This is a genomic window from Acidovorax sp. 99 (genome assembly GCF_003096455.1).
In the GTDB taxonomy this organism is placed as follows: domain Bacteria; phylum Pseudomonadota; class Gammaproteobacteria; order Burkholderiales; family Burkholderiaceae_C; genus Acidovorax; species Acidovorax delafieldii.
This window is the reverse complement of record NZ_QEKU01000001.1, coordinates 1851802-1872860: the sequence shown is the minus strand read 5'-3', so window position 1 is coordinate 1872860 and position 21059 is coordinate 1851802. Positions and strand designations below refer to the sequence as shown.

24 protein-coding genes are annotated in these 21059 nt (G+C 64.1%); 12 read left to right on the top strand and 12 right to left on the bottom strand.

The features are described from left to right. Positions 1 to 15: 15 nt before the first annotated feature. Positions 16 to 774, top strand: a complete 759-nt coding sequence (tfpZ, locus tag C8C95_RS08790) for a TfpX/TfpZ family type IV pilin accessory protein (protein ID WP_116748320.1) — start codon at positions 16 to 18, stop codon at positions 772 to 774. Between the two features lie 12 nt (positions 775 to 786). Next, a complete protein-coding gene (locus C8C95_RS08785; protein WP_116748319.1) occupies positions 787 to 2319 on the top strand; it encodes a M48 family metalloprotease in 1533 nt (510 codons plus the stop codon). On the opposite strand, the gene C8C95_RS08780 is transcribed toward C8C95_RS08785, so the two are convergent. From C8C95_RS08780 to C8C95_RS08770, 3 genes are all read right to left on the bottom strand, one after another. Then, positions 2287 to 2640: a phage holin family protein gene (locus C8C95_RS08780; protein ID WP_116748318.1), complete on the bottom strand. Its 354-nt coding sequence runs from the start codon at positions 2638 to 2640 to the stop codon at positions 2287 to 2289. The genes C8C95_RS08785 and C8C95_RS08780 overlap by 33 nt on opposite strands. A gap of 74 nt (positions 2641 to 2714) precedes the next feature. Further along, the gene (locus C8C95_RS08775) at positions 2715 to 3173 is read right to left on the bottom strand and encodes a hypothetical protein (protein ID WP_116748317.1); all 459 of its coding nucleotides are present in this window, start codon (positions 3171 to 3173) and stop codon (positions 2715 to 2717) included. Positions 3174 to 3259: 86 nt separating this feature from the next. Continuing rightward, positions 3260 to 4015, bottom strand: a complete 756-nt coding sequence (locus C8C95_RS08770) for a TerC family protein (RefSeq protein WP_116748316.1) — start codon at positions 4013 to 4015, stop codon at positions 3260 to 3262. Positions 4016 to 4535: 520 nt separating this feature from the next. On the opposite strand from C8C95_RS08770, the gene C8C95_RS08765 reads away from it, so the two are divergent. Continuing rightward, positions 4536 to 4976 (top strand): DUF3717 domain-containing protein, encoded by a 441-nt coding sequence (locus tag C8C95_RS08765; protein ID WP_056056587.1) that lies wholly within the window; start codon positions 4536 to 4538, stop codon positions 4974 to 4976. Between the two features lie 52 nt (positions 4977 to 5028). Continuing rightward, positions 5029 to 5334: a hypothetical protein gene (locus C8C95_RS08760; protein WP_056056585.1), complete on the top strand. Its 306-nt coding sequence runs from the start codon at positions 5029 to 5031 to the stop codon at positions 5332 to 5334. 84 nt (positions 5335 to 5418) lie between these two features. Here the strand turns inward: C8C95_RS08760 and C8C95_RS08755 are convergent, their stop codons facing one another. From C8C95_RS08755 to purB, 3 genes are all read right to left on the bottom strand, one after another. Beyond that, positions 5419 to 5979 carry a YaeQ family protein gene (locus tag C8C95_RS08755; protein WP_116748315.1) on the bottom strand — a complete coding sequence of 187 codons (561 nt, stop codon included), beginning with the start codon at positions 5977 to 5979 and terminating at the stop codon, positions 5419 to 5421. Positions 5980 to 6067: 88 nt separating this feature from the next. Then, positions 6068 to 7093: an acyltransferase gene (locus C8C95_RS08750; RefSeq protein WP_279323251.1), complete on the bottom strand. Its 1026-nt coding sequence runs from the start codon at positions 7091 to 7093 to the stop codon at positions 6068 to 6070. Positions 7094 to 7145: 52 nt separating this feature from the next. Beyond that, complete coding sequence (gene purB / locus C8C95_RS08745; protein ID WP_116748313.1) at positions 7146 to 8525, bottom strand: adenylosuccinate lyase; 1380 nt, start codon at positions 8523 to 8525, stop codon at positions 7146 to 7148. A gap of 132 nt (positions 8526 to 8657) precedes the next feature. Here purB and C8C95_RS08740 point away from each other — a divergent pair, with 132 nt between their 5' ends. The 8 genes from C8C95_RS08740 to C8C95_RS08705 all read left to right on the top strand — a co-directional run bounded on the left by C8C95_RS08740 (position 8658) and on the right by C8C95_RS08705 (position 16119). Continuing rightward, positions 8658 to 9272 carry a glutathione S-transferase N-terminal domain-containing protein gene (locus C8C95_RS08740; RefSeq protein WP_056742845.1) on the top strand — a complete coding sequence of 205 codons (615 nt, stop codon included), beginning with the start codon at positions 8658 to 8660 and terminating at the stop codon, positions 9270 to 9272. 105 nt (positions 9273 to 9377) lie between these two features. Beyond that, complete coding sequence (locus C8C95_RS08735) at positions 9378 to 10094, top strand: TetR/AcrR family transcriptional regulator (protein ID WP_116748312.1); 717 nt, start codon at positions 9378 to 9380, stop codon at positions 10092 to 10094. Between the two features lie 224 nt (positions 10095 to 10318). After that, on the top strand, positions 10319 to 10903 hold the full coding sequence (locus C8C95_RS08730; protein WP_056056577.1) for a TRAP transporter small permease: 585 nt from the start codon (positions 10319 to 10321) through the stop codon (positions 10901 to 10903). Positions 10904 to 10930: 27 nt separating this feature from the next. After that, a complete protein-coding gene (locus tag C8C95_RS08725; RefSeq protein WP_116748311.1) occupies positions 10931 to 12211 on the top strand; it encodes a TRAP transporter large permease subunit in 1281 nt (426 codons plus the stop codon). A gap of 55 nt (positions 12212 to 12266) precedes the next feature. Further along, a complete protein-coding gene (locus tag C8C95_RS08720; RefSeq protein ID WP_116748310.1) occupies positions 12267 to 13271 on the top strand; it encodes a TRAP transporter substrate-binding protein in 1005 nt (334 codons plus the stop codon). 80 nt (positions 13272 to 13351) lie between these two features. Then, complete coding sequence (locus C8C95_RS08715; protein ID WP_116748309.1) at positions 13352 to 14260, top strand: shikimate dehydrogenase; 909 nt, start codon at positions 13352 to 13354, stop codon at positions 14258 to 14260. A gap of 37 nt (positions 14261 to 14297) precedes the next feature. Continuing rightward, positions 14298 to 15197: a VOC family protein gene (locus C8C95_RS08710; RefSeq protein WP_116750200.1), complete on the top strand. Its 900-nt coding sequence runs from the start codon at positions 14298 to 14300 to the stop codon at positions 15195 to 15197. Between the two features lie 16 nt (positions 15198 to 15213). Further along, a complete protein-coding gene (locus tag C8C95_RS08705) occupies positions 15214 to 16119 on the top strand; it encodes a sugar phosphate isomerase/epimerase family protein (protein WP_116748308.1) in 906 nt (301 codons plus the stop codon). 12 nt (positions 16120 to 16131) lie between these two features. Here C8C95_RS08705 and C8C95_RS08700 read toward each other — a convergent pair whose 3' ends face one another. The 6 genes from C8C95_RS08700 to C8C95_RS08675 are packed head-to-tail and all read right to left on the bottom strand — an operon-like array spanning position 16132 to position 21054. Beyond that, on the bottom strand, positions 16132 to 16587 hold the full coding sequence (locus tag C8C95_RS08700) for a nuclear transport factor 2 family protein (protein ID WP_116748307.1): 456 nt from the start codon (positions 16585 to 16587) through the stop codon (positions 16132 to 16134). An 8-nt stretch (positions 16588 to 16595) separates the two neighbouring features. Further along, entirely contained in the window at positions 16596 to 17378 is a 783-nt protein-coding gene (locus C8C95_RS08695) for an SDR family NAD(P)-dependent oxidoreductase (RefSeq protein ID WP_116748306.1), read from the bottom strand. Next, on the bottom strand, positions 17375 to 17917 hold the full coding sequence (locus C8C95_RS08690; protein WP_116748305.1) for a DUF3833 domain-containing protein: 543 nt from the start codon (positions 17915 to 17917) through the stop codon (positions 17375 to 17377). The genes C8C95_RS08695 and C8C95_RS08690 overlap by 4 nt, the downstream gene beginning before the upstream one ends. 25 nt (positions 17918 to 17942) lie before the next feature. Beyond that, positions 17943 to 19241 (bottom strand): MFS transporter, encoded by a 1299-nt coding sequence (locus C8C95_RS08685; RefSeq protein WP_116748304.1) that lies wholly within the window; start codon positions 19239 to 19241, stop codon positions 17943 to 17945. After that, positions 19238 to 19771, bottom strand: a complete 534-nt coding sequence (locus tag C8C95_RS08680; protein ID WP_056057555.1) for a chalcone isomerase family protein — start codon at positions 19769 to 19771, stop codon at positions 19238 to 19240. The genes C8C95_RS08685 and C8C95_RS08680 overlap by 4 nt, the downstream gene beginning before the upstream one ends. 50 nt (positions 19772 to 19821) lie before the next feature. Beyond that, complete coding sequence (locus C8C95_RS08675) at positions 19822 to 21054, bottom strand: cyclopropane-fatty-acyl-phospholipid synthase family protein (protein WP_116750199.1); 1233 nt, start codon at positions 21052 to 21054, stop codon at positions 19822 to 19824. Positions 21055 to 21059: the final 5 nt, after the last annotated feature.

Sequence of the window (21059 nt, the reverse complement as noted above, 5' to 3'; positions counted from 1 at the left end):
AGGCATCATACGGCCATGCAGAACTTAAGAGAACGCCTTCGCGCCTGTGGCATTCATTTGGGAGCCAGTTTGTGTGTCGCGCTGCTGGCGGCTATGCTGGTGTTTGGGCTGTGGTATCCGTTCCCTTACAGAGAGGTCTCTGGTGGCCGCACTCTATTTCTGCTGGTGGTCTGTATTGACGTGATCATTGGGCCAATGATCACGCTCGTTATTTTTAACAAAACCAAGCGTCAGAAAGAGTTGGTGATGGACCTGGCGGTGGTTGGCGCACTGCAGCTGGCCGCCTTAATTTATGGCCTTTGGACAGTGTTTGTGGCGCGGCCTGTGCATTTGGTATTTGAGTACACGCGGATGAGCGTTGTCCATGCGATTGATATCGAGCCAGACCAATTGGCCAAAGCACCGACTGCCTTACAAGTGCTGCCGGTGAGGGGGCCGACGCTGATTGCATTGCGCCCCTTCAGAGATGCCACCGAGCAGTTTGACGCCACGATGGCCGCGGTGGGGGGAGTTCCCCTAGCGGCACGCGGTGACCTTTGGCAACCTTACAGCGAAAGTCGGGCGAAGGTCCTAGAAGCGTCGAAACCTGCAGCCGACTTGCGTTTGCGATTTGCTGATCAATCTGCTTTGATCGATGCCGCTGTTCACAAAGCAGGTAGACCCTTGAGTCAGTTGCGCTCCTTGCCGATGGTGGGGCGAGATAATGCATGGACCGTGTTATTAGATTCAGCGACGGCGGAGCCGGTAGGCTTTTTACCCTTGGACTCCTTCTGAGAGCGGGCAGCAATGCACTACAAGTGCTGTGAAATTACGTTCAAAGTATTGTCGGCACTCTTGTTGGGAGTAGGGTTGCTTGCAAACCCTGCAGCGCTCACTGCTCAGCCTGCGCTCCCTACCCTCGGCGATACCAGCGACCTTACTACCAGCGCCGAGCGCCGTCTCGGTGATCGCATCATTCGTGAGCTGTACCGTGACCCGGACTACGTCGATGACCCAGTGGTGGCCGACTATGTGCAAGGCATATGGCACCCTCTCCTGGCAGCAGCCAAGGCTCGGGGAGAACTCAGTGCCGAGCTGGACGAACGCTTTGCCTGGGAGATCCTGCTGGGACGCGATCGCACGGTGAATGCCTTCGCTTTGCCCGGTGGGTACCTGGGGGTGCATCTGGGGTTGATCGGTGTGGTGGCCACGCGCGATGAACTGGCCTCGGTACTGGCGCACGAGCTGAGCCATGTGACCCAGCGTCACATCTCGCGACTGATCACGCAGCAGAGCAAGCAGACGCCCTTGCTGCTGGGGGCCATGGTGCTGGGTGCACTTGCCGCCAGCAAGAACCCAGGCGCCACGCAGGCCCTGGTCGTGGGAGGCCAAGCCTTGGCCATTCAGAATCAGCTCAATTTCTCGCGGGACATGGAGCGTGAGGCGGACCGCATTGGCTACGGGCTGATGGCCCCCGCAGGTTTTGCGCCCCAAGGGTTTGTGAGCATGTTTGAAAAGCTGCAGCAAGCCAATCGACTCAATGACAATGGGTCCTGGCCTTATTTGCGCAGCCACCCGCTGACCACGGAGCGTATGGCAGACATGCAGTCGCGCATCCCTCCGAGTGCAGCATCTGCGCCGGGCGCCGCAATGCAGGTTTCCAGCGAACACGCCATGGTGGCTGCGCGGGCGCGTGTGCTGTCTAACCCCGGAGTGGATACGTTGCGCCAGTGGATCGCGGAGCCCAAGGGCTCGGGGTTTCAGTCGCAGCCGCTGCCGCGACGGGCCGGCGCGCTGTATGCGGCGGCGTTGGCAAGCAGCCAGTTGCGTGATGCGGCAAATGCGCGTCTGATCGCGCGCCAACTGGACGACTTGGTGCGGCAGGACGCCGCTGCGCATCGCCTCGCACGCCTGTTGGTGGCAGAGACCGAATTGGCAGCTGGCGATGCATCTGCGGCCCTGCCGTCCATTCCAGATGGCAACAACGCGCGCAGGCCAGAACTTGTGCTGCGTACCCAAGCCCTGTTGCGCGCCAACCGACCCGCGGACGCCACGCAAGCTTTGCAAACCTGGTTGGCAACCCACCCCAAGGATGCGACTGTGTGGCAACTACTGGCGTCCACCTGGCAAGCACAAGGCCAGGCGCTCAGGGCGATTCGTGCGGAGGCAGAAGCGCAGGCTGCGCGCTATGACTATGCCGCCGCTGTAGACCGGTTCAAGGCCGGCCAGGATATGGCTCGCCGAGGCGGTGCGGCAGTGGACCATATCGAGGCCTCCATCATCGACACACGTCTGCGCTCGATGGAGTCACTTCTTCGCGAACAGGCCGCCGAGCGCTGATTCGATGACCAGGCCCAGCACCGAGTAGATCAGCGAGCCCAGCAGCGCAGCCCCAAAACCGGCGACGTGGAAGCCGTCCAAAACGCTGGCCGCTGCCCAGAACATGAGTGCGTTGATGACGAAGAGAAACAGCCCAACCGTAACGATGGTGACGGGTAACGTGAGTACGACCAGCACCGGTCGCAACACCACATTGAACAGGCTGATCACGAAGGCCGCGATCAGCGCCGAGGTGAAGCTTTTCACCTCCACACCGCTGTAGATGTAAGCCACAAACAGCAGCGATGCAGCGCTGAGCAGCCATTTCAGAAGAAGTCGCATGGCCGGAGAATAGCACTGGCCTGCTGTACTGCAATCGCTGGATGTGGCTTGCCTGGCCACACACACCTACCGGCCTATTCGAGCGCCAGCACCCACAACACACCAAAGCCGGTGAGCACGCTGCCTAGCGTGCCCGACAGTGACGACCAGCGCCCGTCCACGCGGCCAGCGGGCTGCACAGGCTCGGACTTGGGCCGGCGTGCGTCCACCACGGGTGCTTTCGCCATGCCGCCGGCATCTGCCTGAAGTTGCGCTGTGAGCTCGGCCAACGGGCCCTTGGCCACCACGGTGGTTACAGCTCCCGAGGGGGTATGCAGTGTCGGAACAATTTGTGCGAACAGCTTATCCGCCCACTTGGTACGCCAGTTCTCGCGGGTGCTGTGGCTCACCCATTTGCTGACACGGTGGGTCATGCGTGGCGCACACGCCACCAGCACCCAATGGGTATGTGCGCTGGCTGGGCGCCCACACAGGGGTGCCAGCACTTGCTGTGCGTACGCTGCGTCGTCCACATACACGATGACTCTGTCCATACCCACCTCCAGGTGTGAGGCTGGCCACAGGGGAGCGGTATGGCCCCCTGCGCCGCCTCAGATGCAATGCAATTCGCGTGAAGCGGTCAGTGCCCGGCCGGTGCCGAGCCGGCACTGGCACGGCGAGCCATGATGATCTTGCCAGCCAGCAAAACCAGCAGCGCACCGGCCACACTGGCCCCGTACTTCACGACATCGGTGACTTCGCCGCTCACGCTATCGACGGGCATCTTGAGCATCCACTGCCACTTGTCAGGGTTGGCGAGGGCTGGGTCTGTGACGAGCATGCCGCCGGCAATCCAGCCCAGCAGCATGCCGCCCAGCGTGATGATGAGGGGAAACCGCTCCATGAGCTTGATGACCAGCTGACTCCCCCAGACGATGATCGGGATAGAGATCAGCAGACCCAGCACCACCAGCAGGAACGAATGGTCGCCCGCATTCTGGGCCGCACCGGCAATAGCGATCACGTTGTCCACGCTCATGACCAGGTCGGCCACGATGATGGTCTTGATGGCAGCCAGCAGCTTGTCGCTGCCTTGCACGTCGCCATGGCCCTCTTCATCGGGAGCCAGCAGCTTCACACCGATCCACACCAGAAGCAGCGCGCCCACGAACTTGAGGAAGGGCAGCGCCAGCAAGGTCATCGCAAAGGCGATCAGGATCACGCGCAGCACGATGGCGCCCGCAGTGCCCCAGATGATGCCCTTGGTGCGCTGTGCAGGGGGCAGTTTGCGGCAGGCCAGGGCAATGACCACGGCGTTGTCACCACCCAGCAGGATGTCGATGATGATGATCTGGCCGAGTGCGAGCCAGAATTCGGGCGAAGCCAAAAAGTCCATAAATTCCTCAATGTCAGTGGCGCGAAACGAGGATCCTGGCGCCACTGTAGCGCCGAGTCCCCCGCAGGGATAGGGGGCTTACGGTGACCTGGTCAAGGAAGGCTTGCCCCAGACAGGGGAGACATGGCAAGCGAAGGGACGGCCTTGATCAGCCCACGGTGGGCCCATCAAAGGTCTTGCTCAGTTCTACACAAGCTGGTTGCGCGTGAACCCGGATTGCCGGAAGCAAAGCTTCGTATTGACGACAAATCCGATGCCTTGTGCCGCTCAAGCCCGGATGGCGGTGGGCTGGCTGGCAAGGCGGGAGCTACTCCCCTTCGAGACCGCGATTGGAACATTACCGGCGAGGCAGCGCAAGGGCCGGGGTGTTGTGGTTACTGCGTACACGCTGGGGCTGGGCGTGCTGCCTCGCCCGGGGAAATACGACGGATACCACCACTGCCAGCATCCCTTGTGGTGGGCCGCTATCATCCAGCCCCTCTTGTGCCCCTGCGCTTGCGCGTCCCTTGTCCCCCCTTTCATGGCTGCCATCCACATCACCGACATCGAAGCTGCCATCAATCACTGGCGGCACCGTGCGCCCGCATCACCCGATGGGTTGGGTCTGGCGCCTGAGGTCCAGGCCCTGGGGGAGGTCTATGCGCTGATGGTCTACGGGCACACCACAGAGATCGACGAGGACAGCCTGCCTTCTGCAGCCATGGCCGCATGGCAGGCCTGGTACGACACGACGCCCGACACACCTTGCATCGCGATTTGCTCCACCAGCCAAGGCGACGACCTGTGCAAGGGCTGCGGGCGCACCTTCGACGAGGTGCAATTCTGGCCCTCGTTCACTCCGGCGGAAAAGCGGGGGGTGTGGCGCCGTATCACGCTGGAGCACTCGGCCTGGCGTTTCAACCGATATGCCGAGCGCGCTGCAGAGGGCGTGACCGCGCCAGGGGCGCCAACGGCGGGGTAGGTTGATGGGCGATGGGCTGTACGCTCGCCCGGCAAACCGCTAAGGTGGCGCCATGCTGCGCCTGACCCAAGCTCCGAACATCGCCATCGCCACCCTGTGGGCGGATCTGCTGTGCGAAGCGGGCATGACGGCCTCAGTGCAGCGCCAGTACCTGGGCGCTGCCGCCGGACACCTGCCACCCGATCAGTGCCTGCCCGAGATCTGGCTGGACCACGAAGAGCACGCTGCGCGTGCACAAGCCTTGCTGCAAGAGTTACACAACCTGCCGCAGCGCCACTGGGCCTGTCTCTGTGGCGAGTTGGTGGAAGGCGGTTTTGAGCAGTGCTGGAATTGCGGAGCGTTCATGCCGCGCGACTGACGGCATTGGGTGGTTTGCTATATATTTAATAGCTATTGCGGCATATTCCTCTAGCGCTACCAGGGATTTTGCCCAAAAACGTCCTCACTTCCAGCGTACAGGCTCCACATGCACGCTGCCTTGTGTGCTGCTGAGGGTGATGGATCCTTCCTGCACTGTGGCCTGCAGCTGCATGCTGCGCTCGGCCAGCTGTGCCAGCGCTTGCGACGCCTCGGTCGGAATGCGCCAGACCTGCAGCTTGTCCAGTCGCGAAAGCTTGGTTTCAATGCCCTTCCACCAGGTCTCGGCCGCGTGGTTGAAGCAATACACGATCACCGAGTCAGCCTTGCTGCAGGCTTTGGTCAGGGGCTTGTCTTCCGGCTGCCCTACTTCGATCCACACGCGTTTGCGGCCGGTAAAGTCCGTCAGCGATGCATCTGGGTCATCCGGGTCCGACAGCCCTGCGCCGAACGCGAGTGTGGCGTCGCCATTGCACAGGTCATTGAGCTGGTGCGCCTGAACGGCCAGGGCCGCCAGCCGCACCATCATGCGCTCGTCGGTTTCGCTGGGGTGGCGTGCCAGGGTGAGCGCATGGTCGGCGTAGTAGCCGTGGTCGATGTCGGCGATCGCAAGGTTCGCTTTGAAGATGGTGGATTTGATTGCCATGTAAGCTGTAGAGGGGATAGGTAGTGTATGGAGACTAAGGCGATGAATCGCGTCGCTGGTTTCCGTGCGTAGTCGCTCCGCCAAGTGGCTAGGGTGCAGTAGGCTTACGTGGCTTCCACCGGAGAGCAGGTTTTTCTACCCAATGCCAAGACATAACTGCAAGGCTGAGCGCCCCTAGCACGCTCAGCGTGAAAGCGTTAGAAAAACTGAGCTGATTAGCAAAGCTCCAGATAACTAACTGCTGTACAGGGAAACCATAAATGTAGAGCCCGTATGAGAAATCGCCAAAGCGCCCCGCACTCGCGAACCCTGGTGTACTGCAACTGCCCCAGATGACAGCGAGTGCCCCCAACGCCCACAAAGGCGCCTGCCCGCCAAGAATCGGTGTGCCCCACTGCAGCAATACGCCGCAAGCTACGAGGAAAATTAATGCGGAGGTCCACGGACGAGGTCGCCAAAAGTGTTCCCCCTGCGCGAGGGCCGCACCTAGGGAAAAAACAATCGCATATTGCAGTGCGAATGACCACTGGGGAAACGTAGGTCCACGATAACGCCACTGTAGCCAGGCGGTAAGTAACAAGAAAACTCCCAACGGTGCCCAGCGCCAGCGCATTACTCCCATTGCTCCTAGAACGGCTAGCCCCGCATAGCAGCCCACCTCCAGGGGAATTGTCCACAGAGGCCCATTGACCGAGCCCGGATGAGGATTGCTAACAAAAACGCCTGGCAGGCTGGTGTGGGTGCTGAGAATTAGGTTACCCAGGTGCTGGCGCGTCTCGTGATGGTCCAAATACGCAGCGAACGGTAGCTCGGTGAGCAATGGACCTAGCACGAGCACGGCGAGCAGTACAACCACCGTCAGGCCCGGCCAGATTCGCAGGGCACGGCGCATCGCAAAGCGCCGTACATTGGGATCAGCGACCCAGGACTTGCTGACTAGGTATCCGCTGATCGCGAAGAACATCACCACCCCAGCCGCGCCTGGCTCGTTGCCGAAAAATAGTGGGGTTGATTGCCCCATTAGCGCAAACTGGTGGCTCCAAATTACCAGCAGCGCTGCCATCATTCGCAGAGCGTCAAAGTTGTTGGTGCGATGGTGCGCTCTTTGGGGCAGCGGGAGCTCCGGGAGATGCGAGGATCTCGGGCCTGGTGAATGCACAACGAAGTTAAACCCGGCGCGCCAGCTCGGCCGCCTTGCCCACATAGCTGCCGGGCGTCATCGCCAGCAGTCGGTCCTTTTCGGTCTGAGGAATCTCCAGCGACTGGATCAATCCGTGCAGCGCTTCGGCTGTCACGGTCTTGCCCCGGGTCACTTCCTTGAGCTTTTCGTAGGCGCCTTGCACACCAAAGCGGCGCATCACCGTCTGGATGGGTTCAGCCAGCACTTCCCAGGACGCGTTCAGGTCTTCGGCCAGGGCTTCTTCGTTGATTTCGAGCTTGTTCAGGCCCGTGAGCAACGAGGCATAGGCCAGCGTGGCGTAGCCCAGGGCCACGCCCATGTTGCGCAGCACGGTGCTGTCGGTCAGGTCACGCTGCCAGCGGCTGATGGGCAGCTTTTCGGACAGGTGCTTGAGCAGCGCGTTGGCCAGGCCCAGATTGCCTTCGGCGTTCTCGAAGTCGATGGGGTTGACTTTGTGCGGCATGGTGGACGAGCCGATTTCGCCCGCCTTGAGGCGCTGCTTGAAGTAGCCCAGGCTCACGTAACCCCAGATGTCGCGCGAGAGGTCGATCAGGATAGTGTTGGCACGGGCGACGGCATCAAACAGTTCGGCCATGTAGTCATGGGGCTCGATCTGGATGCTGTACGGCTGGAAAGTCAGGCCCAGGCCCAGAGGCTCGGGTGTCTCGATGACCTTCTTGCTGAAGGCTTCCCAGTCAAAGTCGGGCCAGGCGGACAGGTGGGCGTTGTAGTTGCCCACGGCACCGTTCATCTTGCCCATGATCTTGACGCTGGCGATGCGGTCGCAGGCGGTTTGCAGGCGCATCACCACATTGGCCATTTCCTTGCCCACGGTGGTGGGGCTGGCCGTCTGGCCGTGGGTGCGGCTGAGCATGGGCACGTCGGCAAAGGCGTGGGCCATTTCGCGCAGCTTGAGCACGATGCGGTCCAGCCCTGGCAGCACCACCTGGTCGCGACCCGAGCGCAGCTGCAGTGCGTGGCTGGTGTTGTTGATATCTTCGCTGGTGCAGGCAAAGTGCACGAATTCGGAGGCCTTTTCCAGCTCGGGGCGTGCCTCGAACTTGCTCTTGATCCAGTATTCGACCGCCTTCACGTCGTGGTTGGTGGTCTTCTCGATCTCCTTGATGGCTGCAGCATCGGCCTCAGAGAAGTTCTTGACCAGGCCCAGCAAGTAAGCGCGCGCTCCGGTGGTGAGGGGCTTGAATTCTGCAAACCCTGCATCCGACAAGGCAATGAACCACGCCACTTCCACTTGCACGCGGCGGTGCATGTAGCCGTGCTCGCTCATGATCGGGCGAAGGGCTGCAAGTTTGGGGGCGTAACGGCCGTCAAGCGGCGACAGGGCGGTGATGGTGGACAGGCTCATGGCGCACGATTGTAGGCGGGGCGGGTCGGCGGGGTTTGTGGGGGCGGCGCATCAGTCAGCCTCATGCCGGGTCGCTGTCGATAGAATCAAACCCGAATTGTTCAGCATTCCCCGCGCACTGGAAGACACACCATGAAATTGATCGGAGCCACCGCCAGCCCCTACGTGCGCAAGGTACGTATCGTGATGGCTGAGAAAAAGCTCGACTACCAGTTCGTGCAAGAAAACGTCTGGGCAGACGACACCCATATCTCCGCATCCAACCCCCTGGGCAAGGTGCCCTGTCTGGTGATGGAAGGCGGCGAGGCTGTGTTTGATTCGCGCGTCATCGTCGAATACCTCGACACCTTGTCGCCCGTGGGCAAGCTCATCCCTTCCCAGGGCCGCGAGCGCGCTGAAGTCAAAACCTGGGAGGCCTTGGCCGACGGCGTGATGGATGCCGGCATCCTGGCCCGCCTGGAAGCCACCTGGGTTCACCGCAAGGACAGCGAACGCAGCCAGGCCTGGATCGACCGCCAACTGCTCAAGGTGAACGATGGCCTCAAGTCCATGAGCCAGGGGCTGGGCGACAAGCCCTATTGCAGTGGCATCCACCTGAGCCTGTCGGACATCGCCGTGGGTTGCGCTCTGGGTTGGCTGGAGTTCCGCTTTCCCGAGATCGCCTGGCGCAGCGAGTACCCCAACCTGGGCAAGCTGCTCGACAAGCTGATGCAGCGCCCGAGTTTCGCGGACACCAAGCCCGCCTGACCCCGTCGCTCGGCTGCTGAAAGGCTCCGGCAAGCCCGTCCTCCCGCGGAGTGCCGCGGGTCTTTGTGCAGTCCGGTCCCCTGCTTGCCGTATGCTCCCGGGCGTATGAACGAAATGGTTCAAAACCCACCCCCCACCGCTGGTACCAGGGCAACCCGCCAGCGCGCCGCGCGCGAGGCCGCTGCCACGCCGGGCGCCGACCGGGTGCGCGTGAACGACCCAGACCGCACCATGGCCAACATCCTGCAGGTGGCCACGGCAGAGTTTGCCGACAAGGGCCTGGCTGGGGCCCGCATCGACGAGATCGCGGCACTGACCAGCACCAGCAAGCGCATGATCTACTACTACTTTGGTAGCAAGGAAGGTCTGTATGTGGCGGTGCTGGAAGACGCCTACCGCCGCATCCGGCGCATTGAGTCAGAGCTGCACCTCGAAGACCTGGCGCCCGAGCAGGCACTGCGCACGCTGGTCGGTTTCACGGTGGACTACCAGCTTGCCAATCCCGACTTCATCCGCCTGGTCATGAACGAGAACATGCACCGGGGCGAGTACATCACCCAATCCGCCACGATCCAGGAACTGAATATCCCGGTCATCCATGCCGTGCGCGACGTGTACCAGCGTGGCGTGGCGGCGGGGGTTTTTCGTCCGGATGTGGACCCTGTCGATCTGCACATGTCGATTTCGGCGCTGTGCTTTTTCAACGTGGCCAACCGCCACACCTTTGGCGCGATCTTCAAGCGCTCGCTGGATACGCCTGCCGCCACGGCGCAACGCCGTGAATCGATCATTGAAATGATCGTGCGCTTTCTGCGGCCCTGAATCGAATCCCGCCGGCGCGCTGCGCGCCTGGCACCCTGCTGTTCTTTAGGGCCATGAGCCGGAGGACGCTCTTCGCCGGGCGTGGTTGACCCATCCATCGCGGCCCCACCCCGCGCCACTCGGTGCTGCCCTATCGCTGTTCGCGAGCAGGGTTTGCACCTAGATCAAATACTAACCAGTTCGTACAAAATTAAATCCACTATCTGATAACGACTGGAGACACCATGCTTGCACTGGCCGACCGCTGGCTCGGACGATACACCCGCGCACTCGACATGCTTTCCGGCCTGTGTCTGGCCATCATGGTGGTGCTGGTGTTCGGCAACGTGGTGCTGCGCTACACGGTGAACTCGGGCATCACGGTGTCCGAAGAGCTGTCGCGATGGCTGTTTGTGTGGCTGACCTTCATGGGGGCCGTGGTGGCTTTGCGAGAGCATGGGCACCTGGGCACCGATGTCTTGGTGTCCCGCCTGCCCGCTGCGGGCAAGAAGGTCTGCCTGGTTCTCGCACAGATCTCGATGCTGTATGTCTCCTGGCTCCTGCTCAAAGGCAGCTGGGCCCAGATGCTGATCAATGCCGACACCGAGGCGCCGGTGACCGGGGCGTCCGTGGGCATCTTCTACGCCAGCGGTGTGCTCATGGGCGCATCAGCCATTGCCATTCTGGTGCGCGATCTGCTGCGCACGCTCTTTGTGCCACTGGGCGAGCATGAGCTGGTCATGGTGCAGGAAAGCGAAGAACTCGCGGCACTGCAACACCGCACGGAAGACGCCAGTGCCAGCACTCCCCCTGCAGGCCCCCGTCGCTGACCCCCCATTTGCACTGGAACGCGCACCATGACCGTCACCATCTTCCTCGGTTCCCTGCTGCTCGCCATGGCGATCGGCGTCCCCATCGCTTTCGCTCTGCTCCTCTGCGGTGTGGCGCTGATGTGGCATCTCGACCTGTTCGATGCGCAAATCCTCGCGCAGAACGTGATCAATGGCGCGGACAGCTTCCCGCTGCTGGCCGTGCCCTTCTTCATGTTGGCGGGCGAGATCATGAATGTGGGGGGGTTGTCCAAGCGCATCGTGAAGCTGGCGCTTACCGTGGTGGGCCATGTCCCCGGCGGGCTGGGCTACGTGGCCATCATGGCGGCCGTGATCCTGGCGGCCGTGTCGGGCTCGGCCGTGGCGGATGCGGCGGCACTCGCGTCGCTGCTTCTGCCCATGATGGTGGCTGCGGGGCACAACAAGGAGCGTTCGGCGGGCTTGATTGCCTCCGCCGGGATCATCGCGCCAGTGATACCGCCCTCGATCGGCTTTGTGATCTTTGGCGTGGCCGCCAACGTGTCCATCAGCAAGCTGTTCCTGGCGGGCATTGTTCCTGGCGTGCTGCTGGGGCTCTCGCTGGCTGTGACGTGGTGGTGGCTGGTGCGGCGCGAGAACGTGGCGCCGCCGAAGCGCGCAACGCGCGCCGAGCTGCTGCTGGCGTTGCGTGAAGCCGTGTGGGCCCTGGGCCTGCCCATCATCATCCTGGTGGGTCTGCGCATGGGGGTGTTCACACCCACCGAGGCTGCTGTGGTGGCCGCCGTGTACTCGTTGTTTGTCGCGATGGTCGTGTACCGCGAGCTGACCTTGCGCCAGCTGGTGGATATCTTCCAGACCTCCGCACGCACCAGTGCCGTGGTCATGTTCCTGGTCGCAGCTGCCATGGTGTCGGCCTGGCTCATCACCGTGGCCGATCTTCCGTCCGCTGTCATCGGCATGCTGGAGCCTTTCATGGGCAACCAGACGCTGCTGCTGATCGCCATCATGGTGCTGGTGATGGTGGTGGGTACAGCGATGGACATGACACCCACCATCCTCATCCTCACTCCCGTGTTGATGCCGGTGGTGAAGGCTGCGGGCATCGACCCGGTCTACTTTGGCGTGCTGTTCATCATCAACAACGCCATTGGCCTCATCACACCACCGGTGGGCACCGTGCTCAATGTGGTGGCCGGGGTGGGGCGCATTTCCATGTCGCAGGTCACCCGGGGCGTCATGCCGTTCATGGTGGCGCAGTTCATCGTCATGTTCCTACTGGTGCTCTTCCCGTCCATCGTCACCGTGCCCCTGCGCCTGTTGGGTGGCTGACCAGCCCTCCAGCACGTACCGTTTCTGCCTGCCCAAAACCCAAGGAGACCATCCCATGAAGCTGCTCAAAACCCTGCTCGCCACGGCCCTCGTCGCTGCATCGCTGCTGCCTGCCGCGCAGGCGCAGGAACGCACCATCAAGTTCGCCTTCCAAAACCAGAAGGACCATCCGCAAGCCCAGGGCGCGCAAAAGTTTGCCGAGCTGGTGAGCACCAAGACCAAGGGGCGCATTGCCGTCAAGCTCTTCCCGGGCGGAACGCTGGGCGGTGACCTGCAGACCGTGTCGGCGCTGCAGGGTGGCACCGTGGAGATGACCGTGCTCAACGCAGGCATCCTGTCGGCACAGGCCAAGGAATTCGGCATCTACGACTTCCCGTTCCTGTTCGCGTCGCCACAAGAGGCCGATGCCGTGACCGATGGTCCCTTCGGCAAGAAGCTGCTCGACAAGCTGCAGGCCAAGAACCTTGTGGGCCTGGGCTACTGGGAACTGGGCTTTCGCAACCTCACCAACAGCAAGCGCCCCATCACGAAGGCCGAGGACATTGCGGGCCTGAAGATCCGCGTGATCCAGTCGCCGATCTACATCGACATGTTCAACGCGCTGGGCGCCAACGCCGTGCCGATGCCGTTCCCCGAGCTGTACACCGCCATGGAGCAGAACGCCGTGGACGGCCAAGAGAACCCCGTCTCTACCATCCTGTCGTCCAAGTTCGCCGAGGTGCAGAAGTACCTGACCCTGACGCGTCACATGTACAACCCCCAGGCAGTCATCGTGAGCAAGAAGTTCTGGGATAGCCTGAGCCCCGCCGACCAAAAGGCCCTGACCGACGCCATGGCCGAGGCCACCACGTTCCAGCGCGGCATCTCGCGTGTACAGGCCAATGTGGCGCTCGAAGACCTCAAGAAGGCCGGCATGCAGGTGACCGAGTTCCCCCCAGCCGAACTCGACAAGCTGCGCGCCAAAGTCAAGCCCGTGGTTGAAAAGCACAGCGAAAAGGTGGGCGCCGAGACGGTGAAAGAGGTCTACGCCACGCTGGCCAAGCTGCGCGGCGGCAAATAACCACAACGCTGCCAACCCCGCACGGCCGCCAGTGGCCTCGCCAAGTCCGGCCGTGCATTCACCCCGTATCCCGCCTGCCCATGAGCACCCAGCTGCTTGATCCCCTGGTCACCACATCCACGCCCACCATGTATTCCACAAGCCCCCGCAAGGTGCTGATCGGGCTGATCGGTGCCGGTATTCAGAAATCGCTGTCGCCCGCGCTGCACGAAGAAGAAGCGCGCCACCACGGCATGCGCCTGCACTACCAGCTCATCGACCTGGACCGCTCTGCTTCCTCGGCGGAGCATCTGCCCACGCTGTTGTCGGCGGCGCGCATCATGGGCTACGCGGGCTGCAACGTGACCTACCCCTGCAAGCAGGCGGTGATTCCGCACCTCGACAGCCTGTCCGAAGAAGCGCGCGCCATGGGCGCCGTGAACACCGTGGTCATCCAGGGCGGAAAACTCGTGGGCCACAACACCGACGGATCGGGCTGGGCTTGGGGCTTTACCCGCGCACTGCCTGGCGCTGATCTGCGCCGTGTGGTGCTGCTCGGCGCGGGCGGTGCAGGCGCTGCGATTGCACACGCCGTGCTGCGGCTGGGCGCCGAGCACCTGAGCATCGTCGATGCGCAACCCGAGCGTGCGGCGCAGTTGGCGGCCGATGTGAATGCGCTGTACGGCGCCCGGGCCGAAGCCTCCGACATCCAATCGGCCATGGCGCAGGCCACAGGCCTGATCCACGCCACGCCCACGGGCATGGACAAACTGCCCGGCCTGCCACTCGATGTGGCGCTGCTGCGGCCCCCGATGTGGGTGTCCGAGGTGGTGTATTTCCCGCTCGACACCGCCCTGGTGCAGGCCGCACGCGCGCTGGGCTGCCGGGTATCCGACGGCGGCGGAATGGCTGTGGGCCAGGCTGTAGGCGCTTTCGAGCTGTTCACCGGCGAGGCGCCCGACGCGGCGCGCATGGATGCGCATTTCCGCTGCCTGGTCAGCACGCGCTGATGCCACTGCCCGCCGCAACCCCCAAGGAGCCGACACCATGAGCACCCCGATGATGGCCGCCCGCGAAACGCTGGGCGAACTGCCCAACCCCCTGGGTCTGCAGGGCGTGGAGTTCATCGAATACGCCACCAGCCGTCCGCAGGCCCTGGGCCAGGCGCTGGAGCGCATGGGCTTTCGGCCCGTGGCGCGCCACCGCTCGCGCGAGGTGCTGCTGTACCGCCAGGGCGACATGAACATCATTGTCAACGCCCACCAGGACAACGAGCTCACCGGCGTGCACGCCCCGCCCGCGCTCACCGAAGCGCCGGTACTCGCCGCCATTGCTTTTCGCGTGGGCAATGCGGCCGCGGCCTACCGCCGGGTGCTGGAACTGGGCGCCTGGGCCGTGCACACCGAGGTCGAGGTGATGGAGCTGAACATCCCCGCCATCCACGGGGTGGGTGCCAGCCGCATCTACTTTGTCGACCGCTGGAAGGAGTTCTCCATCTACGACGTGGACTTTGTGCCCATCCCCACCGTCAACCAGCGCCCGCCTGCGCTGCAGGGCCTGCACCTGTTTGGCGTGGTGCAGTACATCGGCCTGGGCCGTGCGGAGGACTGGATCCACTTCTACAGGGAACTGTTTGGCTTCGCCGAGCTGGCACCGGACCAGTCGTTTGGCGTGCTCACCCACGGCCGCATCCTGGCCAGTCCCTGTGGCACGCTGCACTGGCAGCTCATCGAACCGCTGGTCGATGCGCTGGAAGCCGACCCCGAAGAGTTGCTGCAACGCGTGGCCTTTGGCGCCCCCGACGTGCTGGCCACGGTGCAAGCGCTGCGCGAGCGCGGCGTGGACTTCGTCGAGTCCCCCACCGGCGTGCACACGGGCACGCGCGGCGCCCTCACCCGCGCAGATGCCGGAGCTCCCAGCTTCGAACTGGTGCTGGACGCACGCTGAGCCTGGAGACTGCCCCATGCGCACATCCACCATGCAACGTAACGTCGCCGACTTTGGCATGGACACCATCAGCCTGGCCGGCCCGCTGGAGGCCAAGCTCGCCGCCGTCAAGGCCGCCGGATTTGGCCAGATCATGCTGGCCGCACGCGACATCGTGGGCCACCCCGAAGGCATCGAGGCCGCCGTGCATGCCGTGCGCAGCAGCGGCCTGCGGGTGACGGGCTTCCAGGTGCTGCGCGACTTCGAGGGTCTGTCCGGCCACCTGCACAGCTACAAGGTGGACATCGCCAAGCAGATGATCCTGATGGCGCGCGACCTGGGCGCGCCCGTGCTGCTGGCCTGTAGCTCCACGTCTTCGCACGCCACGTCTGACGCCGATACCATTGCGCGCGACCTGCGCAAGCTGGCCCTGCTGGCGCTGCCCCATGGCATCCGCGTGGCGTTTGAGGGCCTCTCCTGGGGCCGCCACATCAACGAGGTGCACCAGGCTTGGGCCGCCGTGGAGCAGGCCGATTGCCCCAACCTCGGGCTGGCCATTGATTCGTACCACCAGTTCGCCACCAGCACGCCGCTCGCGGCGCTGGAGGACGTGGACCCCGCCAAGATCTACCTCGTGCAGCTGTCCGACTTCATGTGGCAGGAAACGCGCACAGTGCAAGAGCGCATCGAGACCGCACGGCACTTTCGCGTGTTCCCTGGCGAAGGCGTGCACAGCAAGGCGCTGGCCGAACTGGTACGCACGCTGGACGGCATGGGCTACCAGGGCGATTACAGCTTCGAGGTCTTCAACGACGACTACCAGCAGCTGCCTCTGCCCTATGTGGCGCAACGGGCGTGGAACAGTGCGCTGTGGCTGGCCGAAGGCGTGTTGCAGCGTGCCGTGCCGCTGCCGGGGCACCCACGCATCCGTGCTGCCGTATGAAGGCCTGCGCTGTTAGCTATTGGCGCGTTTCTTGAGCCAGCGCATCAGTGCGCCCACCACGGGCAGCTTTTCGTACAGCTCTTCGGCCGCATCCCAGTAGTCGCGGTGCAGCGTCACCAGACCCTGTTCGTCCAGCACCAGGTGCGAGGCACCACGCACGGTCTGCGTCACGCCCTTGTGAAAGTCCTTGAACGCGAACAGGAAGTCCCAGGTCAAGAAGCACTGCGTGCCCTGCACCACCCGGCCGGTGACCACAAAACGCGGCTGCTCCAGCGCCTCAAACATGTGGGCAAAAATGGCCTGGATGGCAGGCACGCCCTGCACCTCGTTGAAGGGGTCCTTGAAGCGCGCCTGTGGTGCGTAGAAATGGCCAATGGCCGCTATGTCGGCAGGCGAGAGGTTTTCAAAGAATGCGACAACGCGCGTGACGGCTTCTTCGGTGGATGGGGATGTGTTCGGGGGCTGCATCGCAAAAGTCAAAGGCCTGTGAAGCGGCGAACGGCGGGGAAGTACCAACGGTACGGCAACAGCCGCAGCAGCTTCATCACGCGTGTGAAACGCTTGGGGAAGTGGATGTCGAAATGCCCCCGCTCCCAGCCCTGCACGATGGCCGCCGCCGCTGCCTCGGGTGAGATGAGGGCCGGCATGGTGAAGTCGTTGCCCGCCGTGAGTGGCGTGGCCACAAAACCAGGGTTGATCACGCTCACGCCCATGCCCAGGTCGTGCAGGTCCAGGTACAGCGCCTCGGCCAGGTTGATGAGGGCCGCCTTGGTGGGCCCATAGGCCAGGCTCTTGGGCAGGCCGCGAAAGCCTGCCACGCTGCTGATCAGGCTCACGTGGCCTGGGCGCCCGGCCTCCGCTGCGGCCAGCATGGCGGGCAACACGGCGGCCAGCACGTGCAGCACGCCGTTGTAGTTGATCTGCTCGTGGCGCAGCATCACGGCCAGATCGAAGTCGGTGGCGCGCATGTCGCGGTAGTAGCCCGCGCAGTAGCACACCAGGTCGGGCGTCCCTCCCGCGAGCACCTGCGCTGCGGCGGCCTGCACCTGTGCCGGTTCGGCGGTGTCAAAAACCAGCGCCATGCTGCCGGGGTGCTGCACGACAAAGGCGTTCAGTGCATCACCGCTGCGCGCCGACACGATGACCTGCGCACCGCGCGCATGCAGCGCGGCTGCGGTGGCCCGGCCAATGCCACTGCTGGCCCCGATGAGCCAGGCCCGGCGGCCCTGCCAGTCGCGCAAGGGAGGGTTGAGGCTCATGGTGCGCGTTTGGTGAAGGACAGCGTGATCTCGCCCAGGCGCACGCCGAACTTGGTCATGGTGGCGCGGTTGAGCATCACCCGGTCGTCGATGAGGTACATCCAGTCGTCCAGGTCCACGTTGTAGACCTTGCCATCCACCGGCAGGGCCAGCGTGTAGTTCCAGCGGAAGGCGTTGCCGCGCGTCTGGCCGTTGGCCGTGCCCACCACATCGTCGGCGGTGCCGGCGTAACGGCCGTCCGCGTGCTTCGTCAGCCGCCAGATGCGGCGCTGCGTGGTGCCGTCGGAGTAGGTGAAGGCTTCGTCGAGCACGCCCTCGTTGTCTTTCCAGCTGCAGTCCATCACCACGGTGAAGCGTTTGACGATCTGGCCGCTGCGGTCCTGGAAGATGCCGTAGGCGTCGATCTTGCCGTTGAAATACTGGGCCAGGTCCAGCACCGGTTTCTCGGTGGCGTAGCTATCCAGGTTCTGGCTGGCGCAGCCGGACAGCACCACGGGCGCAGCCACAGCGGCGGAAATGAGGAGGCGTCTTTGCATCATGGGTTGTGCCTTGGGGGTATGGGTGTCAGGTTCCAGCCATCGCCGCACCGCGTGGGTGCCGCAGAAAAAGGACGTACAGCGCTGCCGCTGCCGCCAGCTTGAGCGCGCAGGGCAGCACGGCGTAGGCCAGGCCCAGTGTCTGCAAGCCGTCTTCGCTGCGCGTGCCCGGCGTGTAGCCCAGCCAGCCCAGCAGGGGCAGCGCCAGGCCTGCGGCCAGGGCCAGGTTGAGCTTGGTGGCAAAGTTCCACCAGCCGAAGTACGCGCCCTCGTGCCGGCCGCTGTCGCCCTCGGCCGCGATCACGCCCGCCAGCAGGGCGCTGGGCAGGGCCAGGTCTGTGCCCAGGGCCACACCCGACAGCGCGCAGACCACCATGAACGGCAACACATCACCCGCGCCCAGAAACGCCGTCCACACGAACACGGCAATCGCCAGCAGCATGCCCGCCAGCCAGGTGCGCGCCAGGCCCCAGCGCGCCACGGCACGCAGCCACAGCGGAATGGACAGCGCCGCACAGACAAAATAGGCCGCGAGGAACATGGGCTCCTGCGCCGGCGGGGCCTGCAGACGGTCCTGGATGAAGAACAGCACCAGCGTGGCCGGGATGGCACTGGCGATGCCGTTGAGCATGAACACGGCCAGCAGGCGGCGAAAGGCAGCCCGTCCCCAGGGCCGCCACAGGCTGGCGCGCTGTGCCGGGCGGTACACGCCTGCCACGGCCTCAGCATGGTCTGCGGGGCGTGGGGCTCTGGTCCACGCCCACCAGCCCAGCAGCAGGGTGAGGGCAAACACACTGAGCATCACCGGCAGGCCCAGCAGCGCGGGCAGCACCGAAGCCAGCACCACGCCCACCAGCGCGGCGCCCTCACGCCAGGCCACGATGCGGCCGCGCTGCAACTCGTCGCCGCCCAGCCGTGCGCCCCAGGACTGGTGCGCAATGCCCAGCTGGCTATAGGCCGTGTAGGTGATAAGCAGTGCCACCAGCGCCCAGGCAATCAGTGCATCCGCCCCACGCACCCATGGAAAGAACAGGCTGCTCAGCCCCAGTGCCAGCACCACGGCCGACACCGCGCCCACCGCCAGCACGGCGCGCACCGAGCGGCCGAACAAGTAGTCGGACAGACGCCCCAGCAGCGGGTCGGACACCGCGTCAAACAGCCGCGCCGCCAGCAGCACCGAGCCCAGCGTGGCCAGTGGCATGCCGAACTCGCGGGCGTAGTGGTTGGGCAACAGCACATACAGCGGCAGCGCCACAAAAGCCAGCGGCAGGCCCAGCAGCCCATAGGCCAGGCCTTGGCCGGCGCGCATGGGCGTGGTGGAGGTCATTGCTGCCCTTGTCCCGCAGTGCGGGTGGCCGCGATCAGCTCTTGCCGCAGTCCGGGTTCGGAGGTCTGCGGCGACAGCCAGATGCCGAAGAACAGGCGCGAGAACTCGGCGTCAGGCACTTCGCCCACCACACGCCCGCCCATCTTGAACACGGCGCCCGTGCCAGGCTGGTACAGGCCCAGCAGCCGGTCGCCGGCCTTCACATCCGGCAGCGCGGCGGTCAGTGCCTGCTGCCAGCGCGCGGCCTGCTGCGGCGTGAAGCTGCCCACGCGGCGCATCTCTTCGATGGAGCGCTTGGCAATGGCCTCGGCCGAAAAATCGCGGTGGTAGGTCAGCTCCAGCGCCAGGGGGTGGGCGGCGTAGTTGTCGGCATCAAAACCGGGCTGCACCCACAGCCGCGCACGGTAGATCTCAAACCCCAGAAACCGCAGCACGCCCTGGCCGACCAGGCGGGCCCCCGACAGCGGGGCTGCGGCGGCTGCGCTGGCCTCTGCAACCTGCGCCAGCGCGGTTTGAGGGCCAAAAGCCATCAATGCGCTAGTGAATATTGCGGTAGCAGCTATATTTTTCATAGCAATCATCAGTCCTTGGCCAGGGTGTACTGCACCAGGTCGATGTTGCTCATCGCAAACGCCGCCTCGCAATACGCCAGGTAGAACTCCCAGATGTGCATGAAGCGCTCGTCAAACCCCAGCTGCAGGATCTGCGTGCGCTGCGCGAGGAAGCGCTCGCGCCACCGCTTGAGGGTTTCGGCGTAGTCCTGGCCAAACGCAAACTCGTCGACCACGCGCAGGCCTGCCGCCTCGGCTTCGCGGCGGAACTCGCGCGGACACGGCAGGCAGCCACCCGGGAAGATGTACTGCTGGATGAAATCCGTGGAGCTGATGTAGCGCTCGAACAGGCTGTCGTCGATGACGATGCTCTGGATGCAGGCCCGGCCGCCGGGCTTGAGCAAGCGGTTCACCGACTGGAAGTAGGTGGGCCAGTATTCGCGGCCCACGGCCTCGACCATCTCGATGGAGCAGATGGCGTCGTACGGGCCGTCCTGGATGTCGCGGTAGTCCTGCAGGCGCAGGTCGGCGTGCTCGGCCACCCCCTGCTGCGCCATGCGCTTTTGCGCGAAGGCGAGCTGCTCGGTGGAGAGCGTCACGCCCGTCAGGTGGGCGCCGAATTCGACGGTCGCCATCTCGGCCAGCGCGCCCCAGCCACAGCCGATCTCCAGCACCCGGGAATTTGGCTGCACACCGGCCATGCGCAACGCGCGCCGCACCTTGGCGTGCTGGGCCACGCGCATGTCGCCGCCTGCATCGCCTTCGAACCAGGCGGACGAGTAGTTCATCGTGTCGTCCAGCCAGAGTTCGTAGAACGCGTTGCCCAGGTCGTAGTGGGCGTGGATGTTCTTCTGGCTGTTGGCGCGGGTGTTGCGGTTGAGCAGGTGCTTGATGCGGTACAGCAGGCGGCCGGCCCAGGTGCCGTAGATCACGCCTTCCACCTGCTGGCGGTTGGCGATGAAGAGCTTGAGCAGATCGGTCAGGTGCGGGGTGGTCCAGTCGCCCGCGATGTAGCTCTCGGCAAAGCCGATGTCGCCCGACTTGAGCGCTGCGCTGCAGACATTCCAGTTCTTGAGCGTGATCGCCGCCGAGGGGCCATCGCCGTGCCCGAAGTGCTGCAGGGTGCCGTCAGGCAACTGCACCGTGAGGTGGCCGTGCTGCAGGCGCTGCAGCAGCCTGAGCGCGGTGCGGGCGGCTGCCGGAGTGCCTGCGGGCAGGGCCTGCGCGTTGCGGTCGGAGCGGGTGGCGGTGGTGGAGTTCATGGCGG